Raw genomic sequence first — 23,071 nt, 5'->3', positions numbered from 1 at the left:
AACATTTAACCAGCATAATGCAGAAACAGGTGTAACAGTACCTCTAAAGATAAATAGGTGTCAAGCACATTAACTCCTCAAAAGTAAGTACTATGAAGAAAGCCCTTACACTTTGCCTTGTGCTTTTGGTAGGCTCACAAACCTACGCCCAAGAGCTTGCCCAGCGGCAGCAAGACGTTTCAAAGAAGCACGAAAGCAGAAAAAGGACATCCGGAAACCCGGTATTCCCTGGTTGGTATGCCGACCCGGAGGGGATCGTGCTGGGGAAGCAGTACTGGATTTACCCAACGTATTCTGCTCCTTATGAAGAGCAGGTGTTTATGGATGCTTTCTCCTCGCCGGATTTGGTTAATTGGACAAAGCATAGCCGTATTGTAGACACAGCCAGCATTAAATGGGCAAAACGGGCGATGTGGGCTCCTTCTGTTATTGAGAAAGGGGGGAAGTATTACCTGTTCTTTGGGGCCAACGATATTCAAAGCAACGATGAGCTGGGGGGGATAGGCGTAGCCGTGGCAGACAAGCCCGAGGGGCCTTTTAAAGACTACCTGGGGAAGCCCCTGATTGACAAGTTTCATAACGGAGCGCAGCCTATCGACCAGTTTGTATTTAAAGATGAGGATGGCCAGCACTACTTGATCTATGGGGGGTGGAGACACTGCAACATTGCCCGGCTTAAGGATGACTTTACTGGGTTTATCCCATATGAAGATGGCAGCATCTTTAAAGAAATTACACCTGAAGGCTATGTGGAAGGCCCTTTCATGTTCAAAAGAGACGGTAAGTACTACTTTATGTGGTCGGAAGGTGGATGGGGCGGACCTAATTACCGGGTTGCCTATGCCATTAGTGATTCACCGTTTGGCCCTTTTAAACGCGTAGATACCATCCTGAAACAAGATCCGAAAATAGCCACAGGGGCTGGTCACCACTCTGTCATTCGCCATCCGGGTGAGGACAAGTGGTATATTGTTTACCACAGAAGACCACTTGGTGAAACAGACGCAAACCATCGGGTGACCTGCCTGGATGAGATGCACTTTGATGCGGAGGGGTTCATCAAGCCAGTGAAGATCACGATGGAGGGGGTAACAAAAAAGCGGCTGAAGTAAGTCCTAGCCCTGATCAGGACCCACAGCGGGCAGCCCAAATGTGTTTTTTTCCAGTATTCTACCCGGAGGTGCTAACCTTTTAGCACGCTTATGAAGTGCCGGTAGTACTGCTTTGTTGGCTGCCGGTAAGCCTGTCCTATACTTTAGCAATACCTTTTCATGTGGTTTTTATGATTGCTCACTTACTAATCGGATAATTTTTTGAAAAACATTTTGATTTATAGGGTATATAATTACCTTTAAGGTATAAACGATATAATCTGAGAATGAGCGTTCTGCCTGAATCCGATATATAAGCGCTAATTCAAATATTTTTTTAATGATTGCTCACTTACTGTAAAATATATTTATATATTTACCTATCCATAACCAACAGTACTACTTATACAAGGTGGAAAGTACCCAACGAGCTGAACTGACTGCAGAAGCGACGGCTGGTTTTTATAAACTAGACACAATGGCGTAACAATATTTTGTTTTTATAAGCTAAAACGTTTTAGCTACTTATAACCGTGTTTGTCTAAATAATAAATGTAATTGTATGAAACACCAGTTTACAGATTTGTTAGATGGCGTAAGAGGGAAGGGACGTGTCTTCTGTACAGGTCTCCTTTCTTTTACTGTGTGCGCGGGCCTGTCCGTAACACAAGGCCACGCAGCAGGAACACACCGCTGGGGTGCGTCGCCGGCTGTAACTGCCGCTGCTGAGAGCTCGCTGGCAGACTTCATGACCCGGTTTGCGACCCCTATCAGTGGTAAGGTAACGGATGACAAGGGCATGCCGCTACCCGGTGTAACAGTAGTGCTGAAAGGAACAACTATCGGAGCAGCTACAGGGGCTGACGGCAGTTATACCCTTAACTTGCCAGACGGGCAGACTGATGGCACGCTGGTGTTTTCCTACATAGGATATGCCACGAAAGAAGTGAAGATCGGCAATCAGGCCGTGATCGACGTGAAACTGCTTACCGATGCCAAAGCCCTGGAAGAAGTGGTAGTGGTAGGTTACGGTACGGTTGAGAAAAAGGAGTTAACGAGTGCTGTAACCACAGTTACGAGCGAAGACTTCCAGAAAGGCGCTTTTAACAGCCCCTTACAAATGATTGAAGGCAAGGTAGCGGGTGTTACAGTTTCTAACCCTGCTTCAGCCGACCCAAACAACGGGGCCAGCATACAGCTGCGCGGTGCTTCCTCGCTTTCATCAGGTAACGGACCGCTGATTGTGATCGACGGCCTGCCTGGAGGCGATTTGCGAAACCTGGCACAGCAGGACATCGAGTCTATTTCTATTCTACGGGATGCGGCGGCAGCTGCCATTTACGGTTCCAGGGGTGCCAACGGCGTTGTCCTGGTTCAAACGAAGCGAGGAAAGGCCGGAAAGGTAGCTGTAACCTATGATGGGTACGTTGAGCATGACCAGGTAGCCGCCAAGCCGGATATTCTTTCTGCTGAGGAGTTCCTGGAGCGTAAAAGAGACACGGACCTGGGAGCCAGAGTAAACTGGTACGACGAACTGCTGCGGGAGGATAACTTCGGGCAGAACCACTCTATAGCAGTTAGTGGCGGTAACGAGAACACGGTGTTCCGCCTTTCAGGCCAGTACAGAACCAAGGAGGGTATTGATATTGCCTCCGATCGAAAAGAGTATGGGTTACGGGCAAGCTTCCTGCAAATCGCGCTTAAAGGCCGCTTAGAGGTAGGAGGTAATATATCCTATAGAGTTGCTGACGAGGAATACACCAACTATGGAGCCTTCCAGCAGGCGGTTAAGCTGAACCCTACTATCCCGATCATGGATCCGACCAATCCTGGTATGTATAACACCATCAGAGGGTATGATACTTATAACCCCGTGCAAGACCTGCTCGCAAGAGAGAACGGGGCCGACCAGGAGTACTCTATCGTGGATGTGAACGCCAAGTTGAATATCCTGGACAACCTGAGCACAGAAGTAAAGATGGCGCGCCAGGGACACGATGAGTACAGACGCGAATACTATACTTCCAAAGCAGCAGAGTCAATCCACAACGAGCGCATAGGCCGTGCCCGCCTGGAAAATGAGAACTGGGTAGACTATGTTTTTGAGTGGTTGAATAACTACAACGCCACTATAGGCAAGCACGACATCCGGGTGCTCGGCGGTTACTCTTACCAGGAGTCGAACCTCAACGGTTTCTATGCTGAAAACGCTAACTTCCCGTCTGATGCCTTTGGGTATGACAACATCGATGCCGGTAGCTGGAACAGGGATGAAAAAGGCCGTCTGGGCATGGGTTCCTGGAGAAGCAAAGAGAAAACGATCGCTTTCCTCGGCCGCTTGAATTACGACTTCGACGATACTTATTTCTTAACCGGATCTTTCCGTTACGAGGGTAACACGAAGTTTGGTGTTGAAAATAAGTGGGGTCTGTTCCCGGCGGTGTCCGCTGCCTGGCGCATCTCTAATCTGCCAGGTCTGCAGGGGGTTGAGGTAATTAACGACCTGAAACTGCGTGCCTCCTACGGTGTGACCGGCCGCTCTGGCTTTAATAGATACACTGCTATGCAGCGCTACCAGGGATATGGCAGATATCAGAATGATGAGGGGGAGTGGATACAGGTATATGGCCCCGGAAACAACTACAATCCTGGTTTGCGTTGGGAGAAGGCCATTGCCTATAACGTGGGTATAGACTTCGCCCTGTTTGGCAATAAGTTAAGCGGTAGCATCGATGCGTTTGACCGCCGAAGCAGCGACCTGATTTCGGAATACCGCGTACCAGTTCCGCCATACCTGCACGAAAGAATGTTCGTGAACGTGGGTACTACCAGCTCTAAAGGTTTAGAAATGGCCCTGAACTGGAATCCAATAGCAACGAATGACTTCAACTATGTGACTTCCTTTACGGGGTCTTATACAAAAGCGAAGCTGGGGTCATGGTCTAACGACACCTATCAGGCAAACTACATTGATCTACAGAACCTTCCTTCTCCAGGTAACCCAGGCCCTGCTTACAGATTGGAGGACAACACTGAGCTAGGAGCCTTCTATGGCTACAAGTATGCGGGTGTGGACGAAGATGGCAACATCCTGGTATGGAAAGACGGCAAAGAAGGTACCGAGAAGCTGCGTGCCAGCGGTAACAACATTCAGGCGAACCGCGACAGAGACAGAACTTATATCGGGAACGGTGCTCCACGCTTCGAAATGGGCTGGTCTCACTCCGTGAAGTACAAGACCTTCGACCTGTCTGTGTTCTTCCGTGGCCGCTTCGACTACCAGATCCTGAACCTGTACCAGATGTACTATGGCTTGCAGGGTGAGGCAAGCACTAACCTGCTGAAAGACGCTTACGATCGCAACGACCACATCAAGTCCGGTAAGGTTATCACTGACTACTTCCTGGAAGACGGTGACTTTGTGAAACTCGACAACCTGACACTCGGCTGGTCGCCAAGACTTGGTTCTGATCTTATCAGTAACCTGAGAATTTATGGATCTGTGAGAAATGTGTTCACTATAACTGGTTACACAGGTCTTGACCCTGCATCGGTGGGGGTGATTGGTCTGACTCCGGGCTATGGCGACCTGAACGTGTACCCTACCACCAGAAACTTTGCACTGGGCGCACAAATCACTTTCTAATTCTTTCTATTGGTTAAAAATTCTGAACATTTACTTCTATGAAGAATAAATATAAACTACTGGGCGCGTCGCTACTGATGTTATTTGCAGCACCCGCTTGTACGGATTTGGAGGAAGAGGCGTATGATGTGTTGCCTGCGGGGAACTATTACCAGGACAGTAACTCTATTATTGCTGCTGTTACACGCCCTTATGAGCATGGCCACTGGAATGGCTGGGACGGTGACCGCTGGTTGTTATCGGAGCTAACGGCAGACCAGTTTGTCTGGGCTCAGAAAGGCCGCCACGGCCAGGACGGCGGTAACTGGGTGCGCCTGCACCGCCACGAGTGGACGGCAGATGATGGCAGGGTGAACGGTGGCTGGGTAGGCCCTTACCAGGGAATCGGGCAGTGTAACCTCATCATCGAGGACTTGTCTAAGCTAGATTATGCGAAGATGGGCCTGACAGAGGCAGATCAGAAACGGCATATTAACGAACTCCGCGTATTGCGCGCCTGGTTCTATACCTTCCTGATCGACTTCTTCCGAAGTGTGCCGATTGTTACTGTTTCCGGAGAGCGTAAGGCGAACTCAAGTCCGGAGGAGGTGTTTGCCTTTATCGAGACAGAGTTAAAAGAAGCGTTGCCAAACCTGCCAAAAAACACACGGCCAGGTCGTTGGGATCAGGCCGGTGCGGCTGCTCTGCTGATGCGCATTTACCTGAACTCGGAGGCCTGGACAGGAACGCCGCGTTACAGCGACTGTGCAAGCATAGCGCAGAAAATAATCGATGGGGAGTACGGGGCTTATAGCATCGACCCCGACTACAGGGGCCCTTTCAAATCCGGTGTAAATGGAGTATGGTCGCCTGAAAACATCTTTGAGTTCCCGCATGCAAGAAACATCTACGAGTTTGGCTGGATGTATAATGCGATGCAGCATTACCAGGCCAGATATTCTCTGGAGAATACTTCAGGCGGTTGGAACGGTATTACCCTGTCACCTTCCCGTGACCTGGAGGGTAACATCTACGACTATGAGTTGGGGAACCCTTACGAGACTTACTCTGATGACGACAAGCGCAAGCAGCCTTTCCGCACAACTGCGGCAGGCGGCGAGTACGAGGGTTTCTTCCTGATAGGTCCGCAGTTTGAGTTTAACCACCAGAACCAGTATGGCTTTGACAGTACGAAAGCGGTGCTGGGTACTGAGGAGTACATTGGCAAGCCGTTGGTGTATGTGGATCAGGTAGGCCGCTTTACAGAGGGGGCTGCTGGTCTGGCCAAAGGCTCGCACGTAGAAACCGGAGAAGAGAACTCAGGGGTGCGGTTCCTGAAGTTCCCATGGTTGCCACAGTCGCAGGGAATGTTCCACTTTAACTCTGCGCCTGAAATCCGTTTAGCTGAGGTTTACTATGCCCTGGCAGAGTGTAAGTACCGTGCCGGTGACAAAGCTGCTGCTGCTGAGTTGTTGGATGCTGTACGGAGAAGAAACTTCTCTGAAGAAGACTGGGCTGCCAATAGCTACGTCAATAATTTAGGCCGACTAACAGATGATGAGTTCGTCGACGAGTTAGGCCGCGAGTTCCTGGGCGAGCGTCACCGTAGGACGGACCTGGTACGCTGGGGAAGGTTTGGTGATGCCTGGTGGGATAAATCTGCGGACGCAGCAGACAAAACGGTGTTCCCGATACCTGCCAATGCGCTGAACTCTAACCCGCTGTTGAAGCCTAATGGCTACTAAGATTAACTGTGTTGTTGCCACTGATTGAGAGAAGGTTAGAAAAGAGTATCATTAAGTGGCATATTACCTAAAGGGGGGGCTCGTAAGGGCTCCCTTTTTTATAACATTACTTTTATAACATCACTTATTGCTTGTGAATCAGCTCCAGAGCGCTTATTTTAAGTTCCTGTGCTAGTGCACAAACAAAGAGAGGAGCAACTTCCGGCACCCCTTTTATTACCACCTATTAGCTTAAGTCAGGTGAACAAGACGACACTTTTACTTTTTACGGTAGCTGCACTGTTTACTGCTTGCAGAGAGACATCTACTACCACCGTAACAGAAGAGCCCCAAGCTATAACTAGTCCTCCTCTGTTAACATTACTTTCTCCGGATAGCACACACGTAAACTTCAGCAACACCTTAACCGAAGCCGCCAACACCAACGTGCTGATGTATGAATACTTTTACAACGGAGGAGGTGTGGCTGTTGGTGACCTGAACAACGATGGGCTGGAGGACCTTTACTTTACCTCCAACATGGCTGCTAACAAGCTGTATCTGAACAAAGGCCAGATGCAGTTCGAGGATGTTACAGACCTGTCAGGAGCCGGAGGAAGAAAAGGGCCCTGGAAAACAGGGGTGACCATGGCCGATGTGAACGGCGACGGACTGCTGGACGTCTATGTCTGTTACTCGGGTAATATCAGGGCTGAGAGGTTGATAAACGAACTGTACATCAACCAGGGGCCTGATGTAAATGGCGTACCGCGCTTTGTTGAGAAAGCACAGCAGTACGGCCTGGCCCACCCTTCCAACAGTACGCAGGCTGTTTTTTTTGACTATGACCGGGATGAGGATGTAGACCTGTTGCTGTTAAACCACAACCCTGCCCCCCTGCCTCCTGTTGATGAGGTGGCGATCAGGGAGATGCTGAAAGCGGAGAACCCGATGATAGGGGTAAGGCTCTACAGAAACGATAAAGGAGCTGCCGGGGAACCTCATTTTCAGGACGTGACCCAAGAGGCTGGTTTCCATAGCTCTCCTTTAACCTACGGGCTCGGTGCCGGTATCGCGGACCTGAACAATGACGGTTGGTCAGACATCTACATCTCAAACGACTATATCGCCCCGGACTACCTGTACATCAATAACGGCGATGGGACATTTACTGACAAGCTTCAGACGAGCCTTGGCCACACGGAGCACTTCGGGATGGGCAACGACGTGGCGGATGTTAACAACGATGGCCTGCCAGACATCTTTGTGCTGGACATGTTGCCGGAGGATAACCGGCGGCAAAAACTACTCTTTGCACCGGATAATTACGAGAAGTTTGACCTGAACTTAAAGACCGGCCTGTATTACCAATACATGCGTAACATGCTGCACGTGAACAACGGAAACGGAACTTTCAGCGAAATTGGGCAGCTGTCGGGTATATCGAACACAGACTGGAGCTGGGCCCCGCTGTTCGTAGACCTGGACAACGACGGGTGGAAAGATCTTTATGTTACGAATGGCTTCTTGAGAGATTTCACCAACCAGGACTTCATCAAATACATGTATGACTTTGTGGGTAGCCGCCAGGGAAACATGCAGGACCGGGATATTGTAGAGTTGGTACACAAAATGCCGTCTTCTAACGTGGTGAACTACCTGTTTAAGAACAACGGAGACCTAACGTTTAGTAAGATGAACGGGTTATGGGGGGCACAGGAACCATCGAACAGTAACGGGGCAGCTTATGCCGACCTGGATAATGACGGGGACTTAGACCTGGTTGTCAGTAATATTAACAAGCCTGCTTTTGTTTACCGGAATGAGGCGGACCAACAGCTCGGGCATCATTATTTAAAAGTAAAGCTGAAAGGGGCAGGCGGGAACACACAGGGACTTGGGGCAAAAATCTGGATCTACAACCATGGAAAGCAGCAGTACCTGGAGCAAATGCCAACGCGTGGCTACCAGTCTAGCGTGTCTCCTGTGCTGCACTTTGGGTTGGGCAGCGCAGCGAACGTAGACTCACTTCACATTGTCTGGGCCGGAGGAAAGCAGCAGTGGCTTAGGCATGTAAAAGGAGATCAACTGCTGACACTTGATGAAAAGGAGGCTGATGTGGCAGGTAAAGCAACTAAGCGAGTAAAGCCCCTCTTCATGGAAATACCCGCCCCGATAGAGTACCGACATGCCACAAACACCATCAACGACTTTAAGCGCCAGCCCCTGATGGTGAACCCGATGTCCTTTTTTGGACCTGTACTGGTTAAAGGGGATGTGAATGGGGACGGTCTGGAGGATGTGTATGCAGGTGGGGAGAATGGCGGCACAGGCGCTGTTTACATACAACAGCGAAACGGCCGGTTTACACAGAAGACGCTGCCTGCCTCTGAGCAGGATAGTAAAAGAGAGATAGCCGATGCTGTTTTCTTCGATGCGAACGGGGATGGGGCGGCCGATCTTTATTTAGCGAGTGGTGGCTACCATAACTACCTCCCGGAGGATCCCTTGCTGCAGGACCTGCTTTACCTAGGAGACGGTAAGGGCAACTTTACGCAAGCAGAGAACAGCCTGCCTCCTATGCTGTCTAGTAAGAGTTGTGTCAAAACGGCTGATGTAAACGGGGACGGCTTTGCTGACCTGTTTGTAGGAAGTAGAGTGATACCCGGCCGCTACCCGGAAACGCCGGTCAGCTATCTCTTGCTTAACGACGGTAAAGGGCGCTTTAAAGATGCGACAACAACTCTTGCACCTGGATTACAGAAACTGGGCATGATAAGCGACGCCGCCTGGATAGACCTGAACGGGGATCACACGCAAGACTTAGTTGTAGTGGGAGAGTGGATGCCGGTAACAGCTTTTGTCAACACGGATGGAAAGCTGCAGAACAAAACAGGAGACTACTTTGAGAGGGAGTACAGGGGATGGTGGAACACCCTGCAGGTAGGAGATTTTAACGGGGATGGCAAGCAAGACCTGGTGATCGGGAACCAGGGCACCAACACACAGGCAAAGGTCAGTGAGAAGGAGCCGGCAGAGTTGTATTACAAGGACTTTGACGACAATGGCGCTATAGACCCTATTCTCTGCTTTTACATGCAGGGGCAGAGTTATCCTTATGTACTCAGAGATGAGTTGCTGGACCAGATGAGCATCATGCGCAACCGCTTCCCGGACTATAAGAGCTATGCCGATGCAACACTCCATCATATCTTTTCTGTGAAAGAGCTAGAGGGGGCCGGGCATCTGAAAGCAAATTATCTCCGCACGGTCTTCTTCCAGAGAGCGGAAAACGGCAAGTTCCGTGAAAAGGCCCTGCCCGTTCAGGCACAGTACGCCCCGGTGTTCACCATTACTCCGCTGGACTATGACGCGGACGGAAAGCAGGACTTGTTATTATGCGGAAATATTAACCAGGCTCGCCTGCGCTTCGGAAAGAGTGATGCCAATTACGGCGTACTCTTGAGAGGAGACGGTAAAGGCAGTTTTAACTATGTGCCACAGCATGAGAGCGGTTTTAATCTTTGGGGAGATGTGCGAAGCGTTATCCAGGTGAACAACACCTTCCTGTTCGGAATAAACCAGCAGGGCCTTAAGGCTTATAAAGTGAACGCGCCTGCCAGAGTAATCTTATAGGAAGAAAACTTTGGTGTTAGGAAAGGTATAGTGTATGAAAAGTACTTTTCAGGCGCTTTGGGTTTGTCTGTTGTTCGTGGTAGGCTGTTCTACAAGTAGTACAGTTAGTCCTGCCGCAAAACAGCCTAGGTTACCAGGGCCGGCAAAAAATGCCTACTTCACTAATCCAATTGCTGATGGCGCCGATCCGTGGGTGATAAAGAGAAACGGTGCTTACTATTTCTGCAGCGCAGGTAAAGGGGGGATTTATGTGTCCAGGACACATAGCCTGACAGTTCCCGGAGACAAAGTGCTAGTATGGGCAACACCCGACACGGGCTGGAACAGGAGTAACATATGGGCTCCCGAACTGCACTACTTCAACGGCAAGTGGTACATTTATTATGCGGCGGCCAAAAAGAGCGGAAGCCCTTTTATACACCAGCGCTCAGGCGTGTTGGAGTCTGTGGGCGACGATCCCTTCGGCCCCTATACTGATAAGGGGATGCTCTATACTGGTGATAGTATTGCGTACGCTACTTCCGCAGCGAAATGGGCTATCGACCTGACGCCGCTACAGCTGAACGGGCAGCTTTACGCTGTTTGGTCAGGATGGGAGCAAAACGCGGCAACAGACAAAACGAAACAGCATCTGTATATCGCCCGCATGAGTAATCCTTGGACGATCAGCAGTAACAGGGCTCTAATCTCTTCTCCCCAGGAGCCATGGGAATCGGGCGGGGAACTGGACCTGAATGAAGGGCCGCAGGTGCTCAAGCATCAAGAAAAAGTCTTTATCATATACTCCACCCGGGAGTCGTGGTTGAAGGAGTACCGCTTGGGGCAACTTACCCTTTCTGATACCCTGCTCAATCCAATGGATGCCGGGAGTTGGATGAAGACGGGGCCAGTTTTCCAGGGTACCGACAAAGTGATGGGAGTCGGCCACTGTAGCTTCACTACCTCCCCTGATGGCACAGAGAGTTGGATTCTGTACCACTCAAAGAAGTCGGACGTGCCCGGATGGGACCGCGACGTGCGGGCGCAAGAGTTCACATGGTCGGCAGATGGCTTTCCGGTCTTTGGCTTACCTATACCTGTAGGTGTACCACAGCCCCTGCCTTCCGGACAGGAGGAAGAATAAGTAATCACAGAAGTAAATAGAAAAAGTGGCCCGGCAGAACCTGCCAGTCGTGGCCTGTAGTTTAAAAGTTAACTATGAAAAGAACAAAACACCCTTTACAATCCCTGCTGTTGTGCGTTGTTGGCCTCATGGTCTTCTCCTGTAGTAACAGCACAGTCTCAAACCAGCAGGAGACTGCAACCAGCGAGCCCGTAGCGACAGAGACTATCTCATACACCAATCCTGTTTTGCCCGGCGACTATGCCGACCCCTCAGTGGTGCGGGTAGAGAATGAATACTGGGCAACAGCTACCTCATCAGAATGGGCACCCCTGTACCCGATCCTGCACTCCAGGAACCTGGTGGACTGGGAAACGGTAGGGCATGTTTTCCCCGATAAATTACCCGACTGGGCGGAGGCGCATTTCTGGGCACCTGAAATTGCCTATGAGAATGGCACCTACTATATCTATTATACAGCCAAAAAGAAAGGGGGTAACCTCTGTGTGGGAGTAGCTAGCGCCACCAGTGCAACAGGCCCTTACACCGACCATGGCCCCCTGGTATGCCAGGAAGTAGGCTCTATTGACGGTTTCGAAATAAGAGACAAGAATGGAGAGCTGTACTTGGTTTGGAAAGAGGATGGCAACAGCCGCGGCCTGCCCACCCCGATTTGGGCGCAACGCATGAACGAAGAACGCACCGCTCTTTTAGGAGAGAAGTTTGAGATGTTCCGTAACGAGCCCGGCACCTGGGAGGGGGGCTTGGTGGAAGGCCCTGCCATCGTGAAGCGCGGAGATTACTTCTATACCTTTTATGCCGGTGATAAGTGCTGTGGGCGTGAATGTACATACGGTGTGGGAGTGGCACGTGCCACTAGCTTAAAGGGGCCTTGGGAAAAATACGAGCAGAACCCGGTCATGCAGCAGAACGACTCCTGGAAATGCCCGGGCCACGGCACAGTAGTCACCGACCAGAGTGGACAGGACTACTTCCTGTACCACGCCTACAACACCGATGGCTTTGTATACCCAGGTAGGCAAGGGTTGCTGGATAAGATCGTGTGGGGAGAGGATAACTGGCCGCACTTCGAGAACAATGCCCCTAGCGTTACAGCGCAAATTCAAGTTCCACAAGCAGCTCCAGCAACTGCCCCAAAAGACCTGGATGTAAACGAAGAGTTTGAGGCCGGCGACCTGGCGGCTACCTGGCAGTGGCCGGTAACGCAGCAGCCAAACTACAAGCTCCATGATGGTCTGCTGATGCTACAGGCTTCTCCTGAGAAGATTGGGGCGGTGTTAGGAAAGCGCACAATGGAAGATGACTATACCGTAACCGCTGCCGTGAAGCATAACACCTTGCCGCAAGGGACGATGGCAGGACTTACCGCGATTGGCAATAACGATAATGCGGTAGGGATAGGAGTGAGCAACGGAGAGATCGTGCTCTGGTCGATGAAGGAGGGAACCCTGTCGACCATCGCTAAGACGGCGGTACCCAAAGAAGAAGAGGTGCAACTGAAGCTTACCACTAACAACGGTGATCAGATGCAGTTCGCCTGGAGTGCCGACGGTACTACCTGGAACATTTTAAACGATGAAAAAACGTTTGATGCCTCTTACTTGCCGCCATGGGACAGAGGAGTGCGTGTAGGCCTGACAGCAAAAGGGCCGGCAAGCGCCACTGCTGCCTTCGACTGGTTTCGGGTGGATAACTAAGCTCGCGGATATTGTTTTCCTGAAGCAGGTCAGCACCAGCAGCACCTAAACGAAAAACAAAACCATACTGCTACGGACCTTTTATAAAAGAAAAAGAACCTGTATAGCTTCCAACGCTGTGTCAGATAGCTACTCGATAAACAAAAAGAGAAATGCTGTGGTAGCATTTCTCTTTTTGTTTATGCCCACCATGTAGGTCTACGCAGCGGAGTACTTACGCTAGCAGCTTAGGGTTCTCCTCAAAAGTTTTCCAGAGGAACTCGCCGAAGAGGGTGTTCGCCCAGGCAAACCAGGAGCGGGTAAAGTTTTTCGGATCGTCCTTATGGAAAGACTCGTGCATGAAGCCGGTGCCCCCGTGGGTGGCCTTCAACATGGCGATACAGCTTTTTATTTCCTGCTCGTTTGTGCTGGTAAGCCCCCGCATGGTAATGCTCATCGGCCAGATCATGTCCATCCCCACGTGTGGGCCGCCAATGCCTTCACCAGCCTTGCCTTTAAAGAAGAAGGGGTTGTCTTCAGAGAGCAGCATCTTGCGGGTGTTCAGATAAACAGGGTCTGTTGCGCTAACGGCTCCTAAATACGGTAACGACAGCAGGCTAGGCACATTGGCGTCATCCATCAGGTTATAGCTGCCAAAGCCGTTCACTTCGTAGGCATATACTTTTCCGAAGCGCGGATGGTCCACTACAGCATGTTCCGCCAAGGCTTTCTCTACTTCATCCGCGAGGGCGGTCAGCTCGCGGGCGGTACCCTTGTCACCTGCTACCCGCTCCATCATGGTGGCAGCCTGACGCAAGCTGGTCACGGCAAAAAAGTTGGAGGGGATCAGGAAAGGATAAATGGTGGCGTCGTCGCTTGGCCTGAAGATAGAGCAGATGAGGCCCACTGGTTTTATCGGGTAACCGTAACCACTCATCGGAACACCATCGGTGGCCCAGGCTGTTTCGCGCTGGAATTTGTAAGGGCCCGGTCCATCCTTGCGTTGCTGCTCTTTAAAGGTTTTCAGGGTGGCCTTTATCGCTTTTTGCCACTCCGCGTCAAAGGGCTTGGTGTCTCCGGTGATGCTCCAGTACGCGTGCGCCAGTCGGATAGGGTAGCACAGTGAGTCAATCTCCCACTTGCGCTCGTGTATGCCCGGCTTCATGTCGGTCAGGTCCTTGCTCCACTCGCCCACCTTGTTGTTGTCGTCATAAAAGGCGTTTGCATAAGGATCGCGGAGGATGCTGTAGGTCTGCCGGTTGATCACCCCTGCGACCAACTGGCGGAGGGGCTCATCCTTTTTAATGAACTTGAGGTAAGGCCACACCTGGGCCGAACTGTCCCGAAGCCACATGGCATCTATGTCCCCGGTAATTACATACGTGTCGGGGCGCCCGTTTTTGGTCGTATAGGTTACCGTCGTGTCAAGGGTGTTGGGGAAGCAGTTCTCAAATAGCCAGGCCAGCTCTTTGTCCTTTACCTTTCGCTTGAACTCGCCGATGGCGTTCTCCACAGACTTGCTCTGGAAGTTGCGCTTTTGCCCGGACACGCGTACCAAAGGGAAACCAGCCGAGGCAGCGACAGACATCGGGCTCAGGTATAAGCCGGCACCAAGCAGTGCTGAGCTCTGTATAAAAGTTCTCCTGTTCATAATATTTACAGATGTTATGGATAAGCTTTTGTGTGTTCTGCTAAGTTCTTTTGCGTGTACTATAACTCCTCTTCCTGCTCCAACAGGGCGAGGGCTTCCGTTAGCATTACCCCGCTTAGCTGCACGGAGCTGTCTGTCTGGTCTGCGGGCGGTTGTGTGCCCCAGCTTTCGCCAAATAAAAGGGTAGGCCGGTGCGTCCCGCTGTGCCACAGTACCTCGCCGTTGCTGGCTATAAACGCCTTATACCTGTTGCGGCTTTCAGAACTAGGGTAGTCTGACAATGCCAGTTGCGTCAGGTAGCGAATGAGTATGCCCTTAAACAGGCCACCATCTCCTTTGCCGCGCTCCAGCAGCACACCATTTTTTGTGAAGTCAGTACTGCTCAGGACGTAGTCAGCCGTCCGGACAGAGGCGTCCAGGTATTCCTGTTGTTTTGTGATCTTGTATAGCTCCAGGCCTGCCCCAATATAAACACCCTGGCAGTAAGTAAACTTCCAGTCTTTGTCAATTTTGTTGTCACCTTGGCGATTTTTGCCGTCCCACACGAGCCCCGTTGCAGGGTCTACCAGGTTCCGTTGCTGCCAGTCGTAGATCTTAAGCGCCCACTCCAGGTCCTCAGGCTTTTGGTCCAGTTGGTACAGGCGGGCGGCAAGAATGCTGGCCGGGGCATTGGCGGGGGTGTTTTTGTAGTCCCGCTGGTCCTTCTTCCAGCTAATGCCTCCGCCCATGTAGTCACTCCATCCTGTTTTTATGTCTGTCCATAAGGTATCCACCGTTGCCCTGTATTTTTCGTCGCCGGTCAGTTGGTAGGCCCGCAGGCATGCCAGCGCCATCCACTCCATGTCGTCGTAGTAGTTGTTCTCAAAGGTGTTTCCGTTCTTAGCCCTTACTCCATCGTGTAAGCTGTTCATCAGGGTAAGGTACTGCTCATCCTTTGTGCGGCTGTAGGCATCGCAGAGGGCATCCAAGGCATGGGCTTGCCACCAGTAGTTAAAAGAGGCGTCACCTTTGTTGTCCTTATGGAAGTAATTGGCCGTGGGCGACCAGAAATGTTCCTGCAAGGCTTTCTGTGCGGTATCTGCCCGAGAGGCCCAAACGTTTGCTGCCTGCACTGGAGTGCTGACTGCACTTGGAGACTCTTTCCCGTTCAAGCCACAGGCGCTTAGTAACAAACTACCTGATACAAGCGCAAGAACACCGGTAACCTGGACTACTTTCGACATGTTGTTGAATTTCGTTTTTAAGTTTATCTCGTTCGCGTTTCTGTTTCTCCTGCCTAATCTTAATATGCAACCTCTATGGCAACAGGGAAATGGTCGGAGGGGAGCTGCCCTTGGTAGCTATCGGTCAGGATACCATAGCGTTTTGTCTTGAAATGAGGCGTTAGAAAGATATGGTCGATCCTCTTGTCTGACTTTATATTGATGTTAAAGCCGTTAAAAGTGCCGTTTGGAGCATACCGGACCGGGGACAGGTTATAGGCATCCTGCACCAGGTTAGACTTACTAAGAACAGCGTAGCCTTCGTCTGTCTGGTCCAGGTTAAAGTCACCTGTTAACACAACAGGGGTATCCCCTGCAATTTTCTTTATCTGATGTAAGACCAGCTTAGCGCTTTCTTTCCGCGCCTGCACGCCCTGGTGATCGAAGTGCACGTTAAAGAGGTAAAATTTAAAACCAGAGGCTATATCCTGAAACTGCCCCCAGGAACAGATGCGCGGCAGGGCCGCATCCCAGCCTTTGTTGGGCCTGTCCGTAACAGGTGATAGCCAGAAGTTTCCTTTTTGCAGCAATCTGAACTTGTCTTTCTTGTAGAAAATGGCGGAAAACTCACCGGCTTGCTTGCCGTCGTCCCTGCCTACACCAATATAGGCATAATCTTCCAGGCCTATCGCAAGGGCTTCCAACTGATGGTGCAGCCCTTCCTGTGAGCCAAAAATATCGAAGTCGTGAAACTTGATCAGGTCCGTCATCACGGGCAACCGCTTATGCCAGGCGTTTAAGGTGTCGCTTTTGTTATCGTACCGAATGTTATAAGTGGCCACACGGAAAGTCTGGGCACTGGCACCAGTGAAGTGAAGACTGAGCATAACGGCAAGGGCTAGGAACACTTTTTTCATAGGGTCAATATGTTGATTTGGTCGTGGTTCTGTTTTGCGGGGGCTTAACGGGCCATGGTCATTAGTTTCTTGTTTGGCCGCGGCCCCATGTAAAAGGTGATTTTACCCCCGTCCATAATTTCCTTGTGCGTCAGGTAGCTGCGGTGGAGGGGCCGCCCGTTCAGTTCCAGCTTCTGCACATACACGTGCTTGTCCTTTTGGTTTTTCACGTCCACCGTAAAGGTCTTGCCATTCTCCAGGTTGATGCTCGCAGATTGCACGGCTGGGCTTCCGATAGCGTAATGATCAGATCCGGGGGCCACCGGGTAAAAGCCAAGGGCACTGAAGATGTACCAGGCGCTCATCTGCCCGAAATCGTCGTTGCCGCCCAATCCGTCTACTGTGGGCTTGTACATGGCCTTTAGCACCATGCGGATGCGCTCCTGTGTTTTCCAGGGCTGGTCTGTCCAGTTATAAAGGTAAGCCACGTGGTGGGAAGGCTCGTTGCCGTGCACGTAGTTGCCGATGATCCCTTCGCGGGAGATATCCTCTGTGTTGGCAAAGTACTTATCCGGTAGCTCCATGGTAAAGAGGGAGTCCAGGTGCTGCGCGAAGCGTTGCTTGCCGCCCATCATCGCGATCATCTGTGCCGGATCATGGGGCACGTAGAGGCTGTAGTTCCAGGAGTTGCCTTCTATAAAGCCCTGCCCGTGTGTGTCGAGCGGGTCGAACTCTTTTTTCCAGCTGCCGTCGCTCAGCTTCGGACGCATATAACCGGACCCGGCATCGTACACGTTCTTGTAACTACTGGCCCGCTGCATGAACTCCTCATAGATGTCCTGGCGGTTAAGCTTCTTTGCCATTTGTGCGATGCACCAGTCATCGTAAGCGTACTCCAGCGTTTTAGAAACAGAAGAACTGTTTTTATCCTCCGGCACATAGCCCATTTCCATGTAGTAGTTCAGGCCGTCGTAGTAGTTGTTGCGGGCAGTGGTCACACAGGCTTCCAGGGCTTTGTTCACATCAAAGTCAGCGTTCCCTTTTATCACAGCATCGGCAATTACCGGCACGGCATGGTAGCCGATCATGCACCAGTTCTCATTCGCGTAGTGCGACCACACCGGCAGCATGCGGTGCACGCTCTGGTCGTAATGCGCCAGCATCGACTTTACCATGTCAGTATTGCGGGCTGGCTGCAGGATGTTAAAGAGCGGGTGCAGGGTACGGTAGGTGTCCCAGAGCGAGAAGCTGGTGTAGTTCGTGAAATCCTTTGCCTGGTGCACGTTCATGTCGAGGCCACGGTACTTTCCGTCCACATCCATGTAAGTTGTCGGGCCTAGAAAGGCATGGTACATCGCGGTGTAGAAGTTGACAAGATCATCCTGGCTGGCCTTTACGACCACTTTGTTGAGCTCCTTGTTCCAGGCTGCCTGCCCCTCCTGTTTCACGCGCTCAAAATCCCAATGCGGTATCTCGGCACGCATGTTGGCCAGCGCGCCCGCTGTGCTTACCGGGGAGAGGGCGAACTTTACTTTTATCTTTTCGCCTTCCTCGGTCTTAAAGTCGAAGTAGGCTCTGAGCTTCTTGCCGGCAAATTCCGGGAAGTTCTTTGTCTGGTCGAACTTGCGCCAGAAGCCCTTGTATACCTGCGGGGCAGAATAGTCCTTGTTGCCGTATTGGTAGAAAGGCTTATTGAAGGCCATGGCAAAATACACGGTACGCGTTCTGGCCCAGCCGTTCGTCTGGCGGTAACCTGTGATGAGTGTATCGTTCTCTACCCGCACAAAGGTCCAGGAGGTCTTCTCGTCGTAGTTGTAGATACCCGACATCAGGTCGAGTATGATATGGGCCTCCTCTGATTTCGGGAAAGTGTACTGGTGCATGCCCACGCGGTTAGAGGTCGTCAGCTCGGCCAGGATATTGTGGTCGTCCAGTTTTACTTTGTAGTAAGCAGGCTCCGCTGTTTCATTGGCATGCGAGAACGCGGAACGATAGCCGCTCTCGGGCCGGTCTTCCGTGCCCGGGTTCAGTTGTAGCTTTCCGGTGGTAGGGGCGATGAGAAAATCGCCAAGATCAGAGTGGCCGGTACCACTGAAATGCGTGTGGCTAAAGCCAACAATCGTGTTGTCGTCATACTGGTAGCCCGCGCAGTACTTGTACACGTCCTTGTTGTACTGCCCGTTCACCTCGTAGGGAATGGTATCGGTGTCCGGGCTTAGCTGTACCATGCCAAAAGGCACCGTGGCGCCGGGATAGGTGTGCCCCATCTTGGCCGTGCCAATCATCGGGTTTACGTACTTTACTAGGTTTTGAGCAGGACCCGCTTGCGCGAAGGCGAGCAGGGGCGTGAGTAGTAAAGCTGGGAGGAGGCTCTTTTTCATCAGGTATACATTCAAGGAATGAAACAGAAGGTAAGCGATAGCGCACTCATTTGTTCGCTCTACTAAAGGTAAACCGTTTTAGCAATAATCACAAGCTAAAGTCACAACACTTGCTTTCTATAGGAGAAAATACATATAATTGAAGCATAAACGTTTAAACCGCTGTTAGAGCAGGACGGCTTATATAGGTGTTGCCTGTGCCTTTCCGCGTCTTAGCCAGCGCATCGGGCAAGTAAGAGGGGCGCAAAGGAAGGAATCCAGGCCGGCTGTACAGTCACAAAAGGCAATAGCAGGAGACGGGGGAGCTGTGCCTGTTAGGGAGAAGGGAAAGGAAGAGCGCCCTTTACTTTGTTCTTATGCTTTTAACAGCAATATTTAGTTCTGCGCTTTTTGCTGTTAGAGCCTCCGGGAAATTTTAACAACACATCAACCACAACTTAAACGCTTTCATAAAAAGCTTGCTTCGGTTATTCAGAAGTTCACCACAGTTTTTTTCAGACTATTCTATATCATATACTCACCTACATTTTAAAGTTTAATGAACAGCAGACGTAACTTCCTGAAAGTGTCCGCTCTGGGTACCACTTTGTTAACAGGGCTTTATCCGATTGAAAAAGCATTCGCAGGGGTGTTGGGAAAAGGCGCGGGCAACAAGCCTGTCGTAATCTCTACCTGGAACCATGGCATGCCAGCCAATGAGGCGGCCTGGAAAATTCTGTCCCAGGGGGGGCAGGCCCTGGATGCCGTGGAGGCAGGTGTAAGGGTGCCGGAAGGGGACCCCAATGTGCGGACAGTTGGCTATGGTGGCTACCCTGATCGGGAAGGGAAGGTAACGCTGGACGCCTGCATCATGGACAAGGACAGCAATTGTGGGGCCGTAGCTTTTCTGCAGCACATCAAACACCCGATCTCTGTTGCCCGAAAGGTGATGGAGGATACCCCGCACGTGATGCTGGTAGGGGAGGGCGCTTTGCAGTTTGCCCTTTCAAAAGGCTTCCCGAAGGAAAACCTGCTGACACCAGAGTCTGAGCGGGACTGGAAAGAGTGGTTAAAGCAGTCGCAGTATAAGCCGGTTGTGAACATCGAAAACCATGATACCATTGGCTTGCTTGCTTTAGACGCCCATGGCAACCTGGCGGGAGCCTGTACAACCAGTGGCGCTTCTTATAAAATGCACGGGCGTGTGGGCGACTCTCCCATCATTGGTGCCGGGCTTTTCGTGGACAACGAAGTTGGGGCCGCCACCGCTACGGGACTAGGCGAGGCCGTGATCCGGATGGTGGGAAGCCACCTGGTGGTGGAACTGATGCGGCAGGGCAATTCCCCTGAAAAAGCCTGCAGGCTGGCTGTAGAGCGCATCATTTCGAAGCAGAAGAATGTGAAAGACCTGCAGGTGGGCTTTATAGCCCTGAACAAGCAGGGTGAGTATGGCGGGTACTGCATCCAGAAGGGCTTTAATTATGCTGTGCTGGACCAGACTACTAAAAAGCTGATTGATGCAAAAAGCAAGCTATAGCTCAAAGGGACAAGGCGGGGCGCTGGAGATTTGTGTAGAATCCGTGCGCTCTGCCCTGGCCGCAGAGCAGGGGGGGGCGCAGCGCGTGGAGCTCTGTGACAGTTTGGTGGAAGGGGGAACGACCCCCAGTGCGGGTTTGATAGAAGTGACCCGTAAAAACATAAGCATTGGCTTACACGTGCTGATTCGCCCGCGGAGAGGTGATTTCCTGTACTCAGACCTGGAGTTTGAGATCCTGAAGCATGACATTGCCATGGCCAAGCGCCTGGGCGCTGATGGCGTGGTGCTGGGCATGCTAAAAGAAGACGGTGAGGTAGATACGGAAAGGATGCAGGAACTGATGGTGCTTGCCCGCCCCCTGAGTGTTACCTTTCACCGGGCCTTTGATCTTACCCCTGATCCCTTCAAAGCCCTGAATGACTTGATCTGCTTGAAGGTAGACAGGCTGCTAACATCGGGGCAGGAACAAACAGCTTTACAGGGTACAGCATTGATCAGAGCACTCGTGGAGAAAGCCGGTGATAAGCTGGTCATTATGCCAGGTAGCGGAATCAATGCAGGAAATGTGTATGAGATTATTTCGAAAACCGGCGTAAAGGAAGTACATGCCTCTGCCCGTAAAAAAGTGGATGGAACGATGAGGTTCCGCAAAAATTACCCTCCTATGTCCAGCGTGGGGCAGCTGTCGGAGTTCGAGTTTCTGGTGACGGATGAGGAGCAGGTAAAAGCCATGCGCGAAGCGCTGGAGAAAAGTAACGCTCCCATTGCCGATAAGCCGGCCCGCTCTTAAAAACTCCCTGGCTCTGCTCGGCTCAAATCAGGAAAGAGGGGTAAGCAGAGCCAGGGAAGAGGCCATGTTTTAATGTATACCCGACTCCAGGTAAGACCGTAAGTTTTGCTTTGTGATGATCTCCAGTGGGAAGAGGTCTTGCTGTGGCGGCTCTTTTCTTAACAACAGGTAGTTTGCCAGATGGCTGATGCCCAGGAAAGCCTGCCGCTTCGGATTCTGGTTAATCAGGAAATCGATAATACCTGCTTTCAAGTACTTGATGTTCTCCTCCAGCAAGTCGTACCCTACCAGCCTGATGCTGTCTTTGCCGTGCGCCTGTAGCATGTCCGACACCAGTGAAGCACCTTTTGAGGTGGTCACTAATATGCCGGCTAGTTCCGTATTCTGAAGGAGCATTCCGATCGCTTTCTCAACCGAAGCCTCTTCCTGGCTGTTCAGTTCTAACACCAGCACCCTTGCATCAGGGGCATTTTCCCTGAAGTACTCTTTAAAGCCCTTTTCTTTTTCCAGCAGGTGTACGGAGTTAAGGCTGTTCTCATTTATGTGCAGGATGGCAAACGTTCCCGCGCCCTTTTGTTGTAAATGGAGCAGTTCGGCCCCCACTTTTCCGCTTTCAAACAGGTCCTGACCGATAAAGGTTAACGGCTGCACTTCCGGGATGTTCGTATTAAACAGTACGTACGGAATATTGCGATCCTTTAGCAGCTCAAAAAATGGAAGCACCTCGTGGTAGAAAACCGGCGAGATCAAAACACCGTCCGGTTCCGATTCCAGCACCGCCTCTGCTACTTTCTTAAATGAGTTTCTGTCGTACAGGTTAAAGAAGAACGTCTCAAGGCGAAAGTCATATTGTGCCCACTCCTCCTGTGCATGGTTGATGCCCTGGAATGACTGGTGCCAGTACTCGTCCAGGGAGGGGTCTGGTATGAGGGCTGCAATGCGATAGGTTTTGCTGGAGCCAAGGGTACGCGCAATCAGGTTGGGCTTGTAGTCGATCTCGTGCAGGGTTTTTAATACTTTCTCCAGCGCCTCATCCGATACCCTGCCTCGTTTATGTATCACCCTGTCTACCGTGCCGACAGAAACGCCTGCCAACTGTGCAATGTCTTTTATCCTGATTTTCTTCTTGTCCATCTGTTTCTGGTATGAGTGCAGCGCTTACGCTCGCAAAAATAAAGAGATAGCTTAAAGTTAAAGTTAAATTATTATAACTCTTCCGGTATAAGCCTAAAGAGTAACAATCCGCTTGAAGTTCCACTTTGTCTGCTCCTGCTGCTGCCCTGCGTGATTTGCAAGGTAACTGCCTCCCATGTGTGGAGCTGTTCGTTTTCTGCTGTAATATATGTGTGCGCGATAACATTTGCTATGTGTGCGCACACATTTTTTTATTTTTACTTGTTTTTGTTTTTGAGCCTCTCTATCTTAATCAAAAATTACAGGGCAGGCCTTCACTTTTAGTCTTCCGACGACAAGCGATTTACCTGCCTTTTGTTCGGAAATCCTTAACCCCATACTATGAAAAAATAAATATCTACTGCAAAAACAGCCTTTGCAGCGCCATAGCTGCCCTGTAAAGGCCTTCTGTTTAAGAAAAAGTATTACTCCGAATGGTGGGTGATGCTTTTTATGCCTTCCCTGGTAGTTGCCTGCTTTTCTTTAAGCGCTTTCAGTAGGGTCGGGAGCTTCGCCTCCCGCGCTTAAGACTGTTGCTTTCCCTGAAAAAGCAAAGACGTTTTCTTGTTGATGTCTTACTACCTGTT

The 23,071-nt window shown here is 51.1% G+C and carries 13 protein-coding genes; 8 read left to right on the top strand and 5 right to left on the bottom strand.

The window, feature by feature from the left end; translation table 11 throughout:
• The first annotated feature begins 92 nt into the window (after positions 1-92).
• From CHB92_RS11980 to CHB92_RS11955, 6 genes are all read left to right on the top strand, one after another.
• A complete protein-coding gene (locus CHB92_RS11980) occupies positions 93-1,112 on the top strand; it encodes a glycoside hydrolase family 43 protein (RefSeq protein ID WP_089319455.1) in 1,020 nt (339 codons plus the stop codon).
• Between the two features lie 541 nt (positions 1,113-1,653).
• Positions 1,654-4,737: a SusC/RagA family TonB-linked outer membrane protein gene (locus tag CHB92_RS11975; protein ID WP_089319454.1), complete on the top strand. Its 3,084-nt coding sequence runs from the start codon at positions 1,654-1,656 to the stop codon at positions 4,735-4,737.
• 38 nt (positions 4,738-4,775) lie between these two features.
• The gene (locus CHB92_RS11970; protein WP_089319453.1) at positions 4,776-6,461 is read left to right on the top strand and encodes a RagB/SusD family nutrient uptake outer membrane protein; all 1,686 of its coding nucleotides are present in this window, start codon (positions 4,776-4,778) and stop codon (positions 6,459-6,461) included.
• A gap of 240 nt (positions 6,462-6,701) precedes the next feature.
• Positions 6,702-10,076, top strand: coding sequence for a VCBS repeat-containing protein (locus tag CHB92_RS11965; RefSeq protein WP_245842506.1), 3,375 nt, complete (start codon positions 6,702-6,704; stop codon positions 10,074-10,076).
• Positions 10,077-10,110: 34 nt separating this feature from the next.
• Positions 10,111-11,199 (top strand): glycoside hydrolase family 43 protein, encoded by a 1,089-nt coding sequence (locus CHB92_RS11960; protein ID WP_089319452.1) that lies wholly within the window; start codon positions 10,111-10,113, stop codon positions 11,197-11,199.
• Between the two features lie 74 nt (positions 11,200-11,273).
• The gene (locus CHB92_RS11955) at positions 11,274-12,896 is read left to right on the top strand and encodes a family 43 glycosylhydrolase (protein WP_245842505.1); all 1,623 of its coding nucleotides are present in this window, start codon (positions 11,274-11,276) and stop codon (positions 12,894-12,896) included.
• Positions 12,897-13,110: 214 nt separating this feature from the next.
• On the opposite strand, the gene CHB92_RS11950 is transcribed toward CHB92_RS11955, so the two are convergent.
• The 4 genes from CHB92_RS11950 to CHB92_RS11935 are packed head-to-tail and all read right to left on the bottom strand — an operon-like array spanning position 13,111 to position 19,005.
• The gene (locus tag CHB92_RS11950) at positions 13,111-14,526 is read right to left on the bottom strand and encodes a glycoside hydrolase family 125 protein (RefSeq protein ID WP_089319451.1); all 1,416 of its coding nucleotides are present in this window, start codon (positions 14,524-14,526) and stop codon (positions 13,111-13,113) included.
• 59 nt (positions 14,527-14,585) lie between these two features.
• Positions 14,586-15,749, bottom strand: coding sequence for a glycoside hydrolase family 76 protein (locus CHB92_RS11945; RefSeq protein ID WP_089319450.1), 1,164 nt, complete (start codon positions 15,747-15,749; stop codon positions 14,586-14,588).
• 59 nt (positions 15,750-15,808) lie between these two features.
• On the bottom strand, positions 15,809-16,645 hold the full coding sequence (locus tag CHB92_RS11940; protein ID WP_089319449.1) for an endonuclease/exonuclease/phosphatase family protein: 837 nt from the start codon (positions 16,643-16,645) through the stop codon (positions 15,809-15,811).
• A gap of 44 nt (positions 16,646-16,689) precedes the next feature.
• A complete protein-coding gene (locus tag CHB92_RS11935; RefSeq protein ID WP_089319554.1) occupies positions 16,690-19,005 on the bottom strand; it encodes a GH92 family glycosyl hydrolase in 2,316 nt (771 codons plus the stop codon).
• Positions 19,006-19,543: 538 nt separating this feature from the next.
• Between CHB92_RS11935 and CHB92_RS11930 the strand changes: the two genes are divergently transcribed.
• Positions 19,544-20,521: an isoaspartyl peptidase/L-asparaginase family protein gene (locus tag CHB92_RS11930; protein WP_089319448.1), complete on the top strand. Its 978-nt coding sequence runs from the start codon at positions 19,544-19,546 to the stop codon at positions 20,519-20,521.
• The gene (locus tag CHB92_RS11925) at positions 20,502-21,311 is read left to right on the top strand and encodes a copper homeostasis protein CutC (RefSeq protein ID WP_089319447.1); all 810 of its coding nucleotides are present in this window, start codon (positions 20,502-20,504) and stop codon (positions 21,309-21,311) included. The genes CHB92_RS11930 and CHB92_RS11925 overlap by 20 nt, the downstream gene beginning before the upstream one ends.
• Positions 21,312-21,380: 69 nt before the next feature.
• On the opposite strand, the gene CHB92_RS11920 is transcribed toward CHB92_RS11925, so the two are convergent.
• Positions 21,381-22,445 carry a LacI family DNA-binding transcriptional regulator gene (locus tag CHB92_RS11920; RefSeq protein ID WP_089319446.1) on the bottom strand — a complete coding sequence of 355 codons (1,065 nt, stop codon included), beginning with the start codon at positions 22,443-22,445 and terminating at the stop codon, positions 21,381-21,383.
• Positions 22,446-23,071: the final 626 nt, after the last annotated feature.

This window comes from Pontibacter ummariensis (genome assembly GCF_900188175.1).
Classification (GTDB): Bacteria; Bacteroidota; Bacteroidia; order Cytophagales; family Hymenobacteraceae; genus Pontibacter; species Pontibacter ummariensis.
Note: the sequence above shows the minus strand (reverse complement) of the source record. Positions and strands in the feature narration are given on the sequence as shown.

Coding starts and splice junctions, on each gene's coding strand:
- CHB92_RS11940 (WP_089319449.1), bottom strand. CDS start 16,645: ATGAAAAAAGTGTTCCTAGCCCTTGCCGTTATGCTCAGTCTTCACTTC.
- CHB92_RS11980 (WP_089319455.1), top strand. CDS start 93: ATGAAGAAAGCCCTTACACTTTGCCTTGTGCTTTTGGTAGGCTCACAA.
- CHB92_RS11975 (WP_089319454.1), top strand. CDS start 1,654: ATGAAACACCAGTTTACAGATTTGTTAGATGGCGTAAGAGGGAAGGGA.
- CHB92_RS11945 (WP_089319450.1), bottom strand. CDS start 15,749: ATGTCGAAAGTAGTCCAGGTTACCGGTGTTCTTGCGCTTGTATCAGGT.
- CHB92_RS11925 (WP_089319447.1), top strand. CDS start 20,502: ATGCAAAAAGCAAGCTATAGCTCAAAGGGACAAGGCGGGGCGCTGGAG.
- CHB92_RS11960 (WP_089319452.1), top strand. CDS start 10,111: ATGAAAAGTACTTTTCAGGCGCTTTGGGTTTGTCTGTTGTTCGTGGTA.
- CHB92_RS11950 (WP_089319451.1), bottom strand. CDS start 14,526: ATGAACAGGAGAACTTTTATACAGAGCTCAGCACTGCTTGGTGCCGGC.
- CHB92_RS11970 (WP_089319453.1), top strand. CDS start 4,776: ATGAAGAATAAATATAAACTACTGGGCGCGTCGCTACTGATGTTATTT.
- CHB92_RS11930 (WP_089319448.1), top strand. CDS start 19,544: ATGAACAGCAGACGTAACTTCCTGAAAGTGTCCGCTCTGGGTACCACT.
- CHB92_RS11935 (WP_089319554.1), bottom strand. CDS start 19,005: ATGAAAAAGAGCCTCCTCCCAGCTTTACTACTCACGCCCCTGCTCGCC.
- CHB92_RS11920 (WP_089319446.1), bottom strand. CDS start 22,445: ATGGACAAGAAGAAAATCAGGATAAAAGACATTGCACAGTTGGCAGGC.
- CHB92_RS11955 (WP_245842505.1), top strand. CDS start 11,274: ATGAAAAGAACAAAACACCCTTTACAATCCCTGCTGTTGTGCGTTGTT.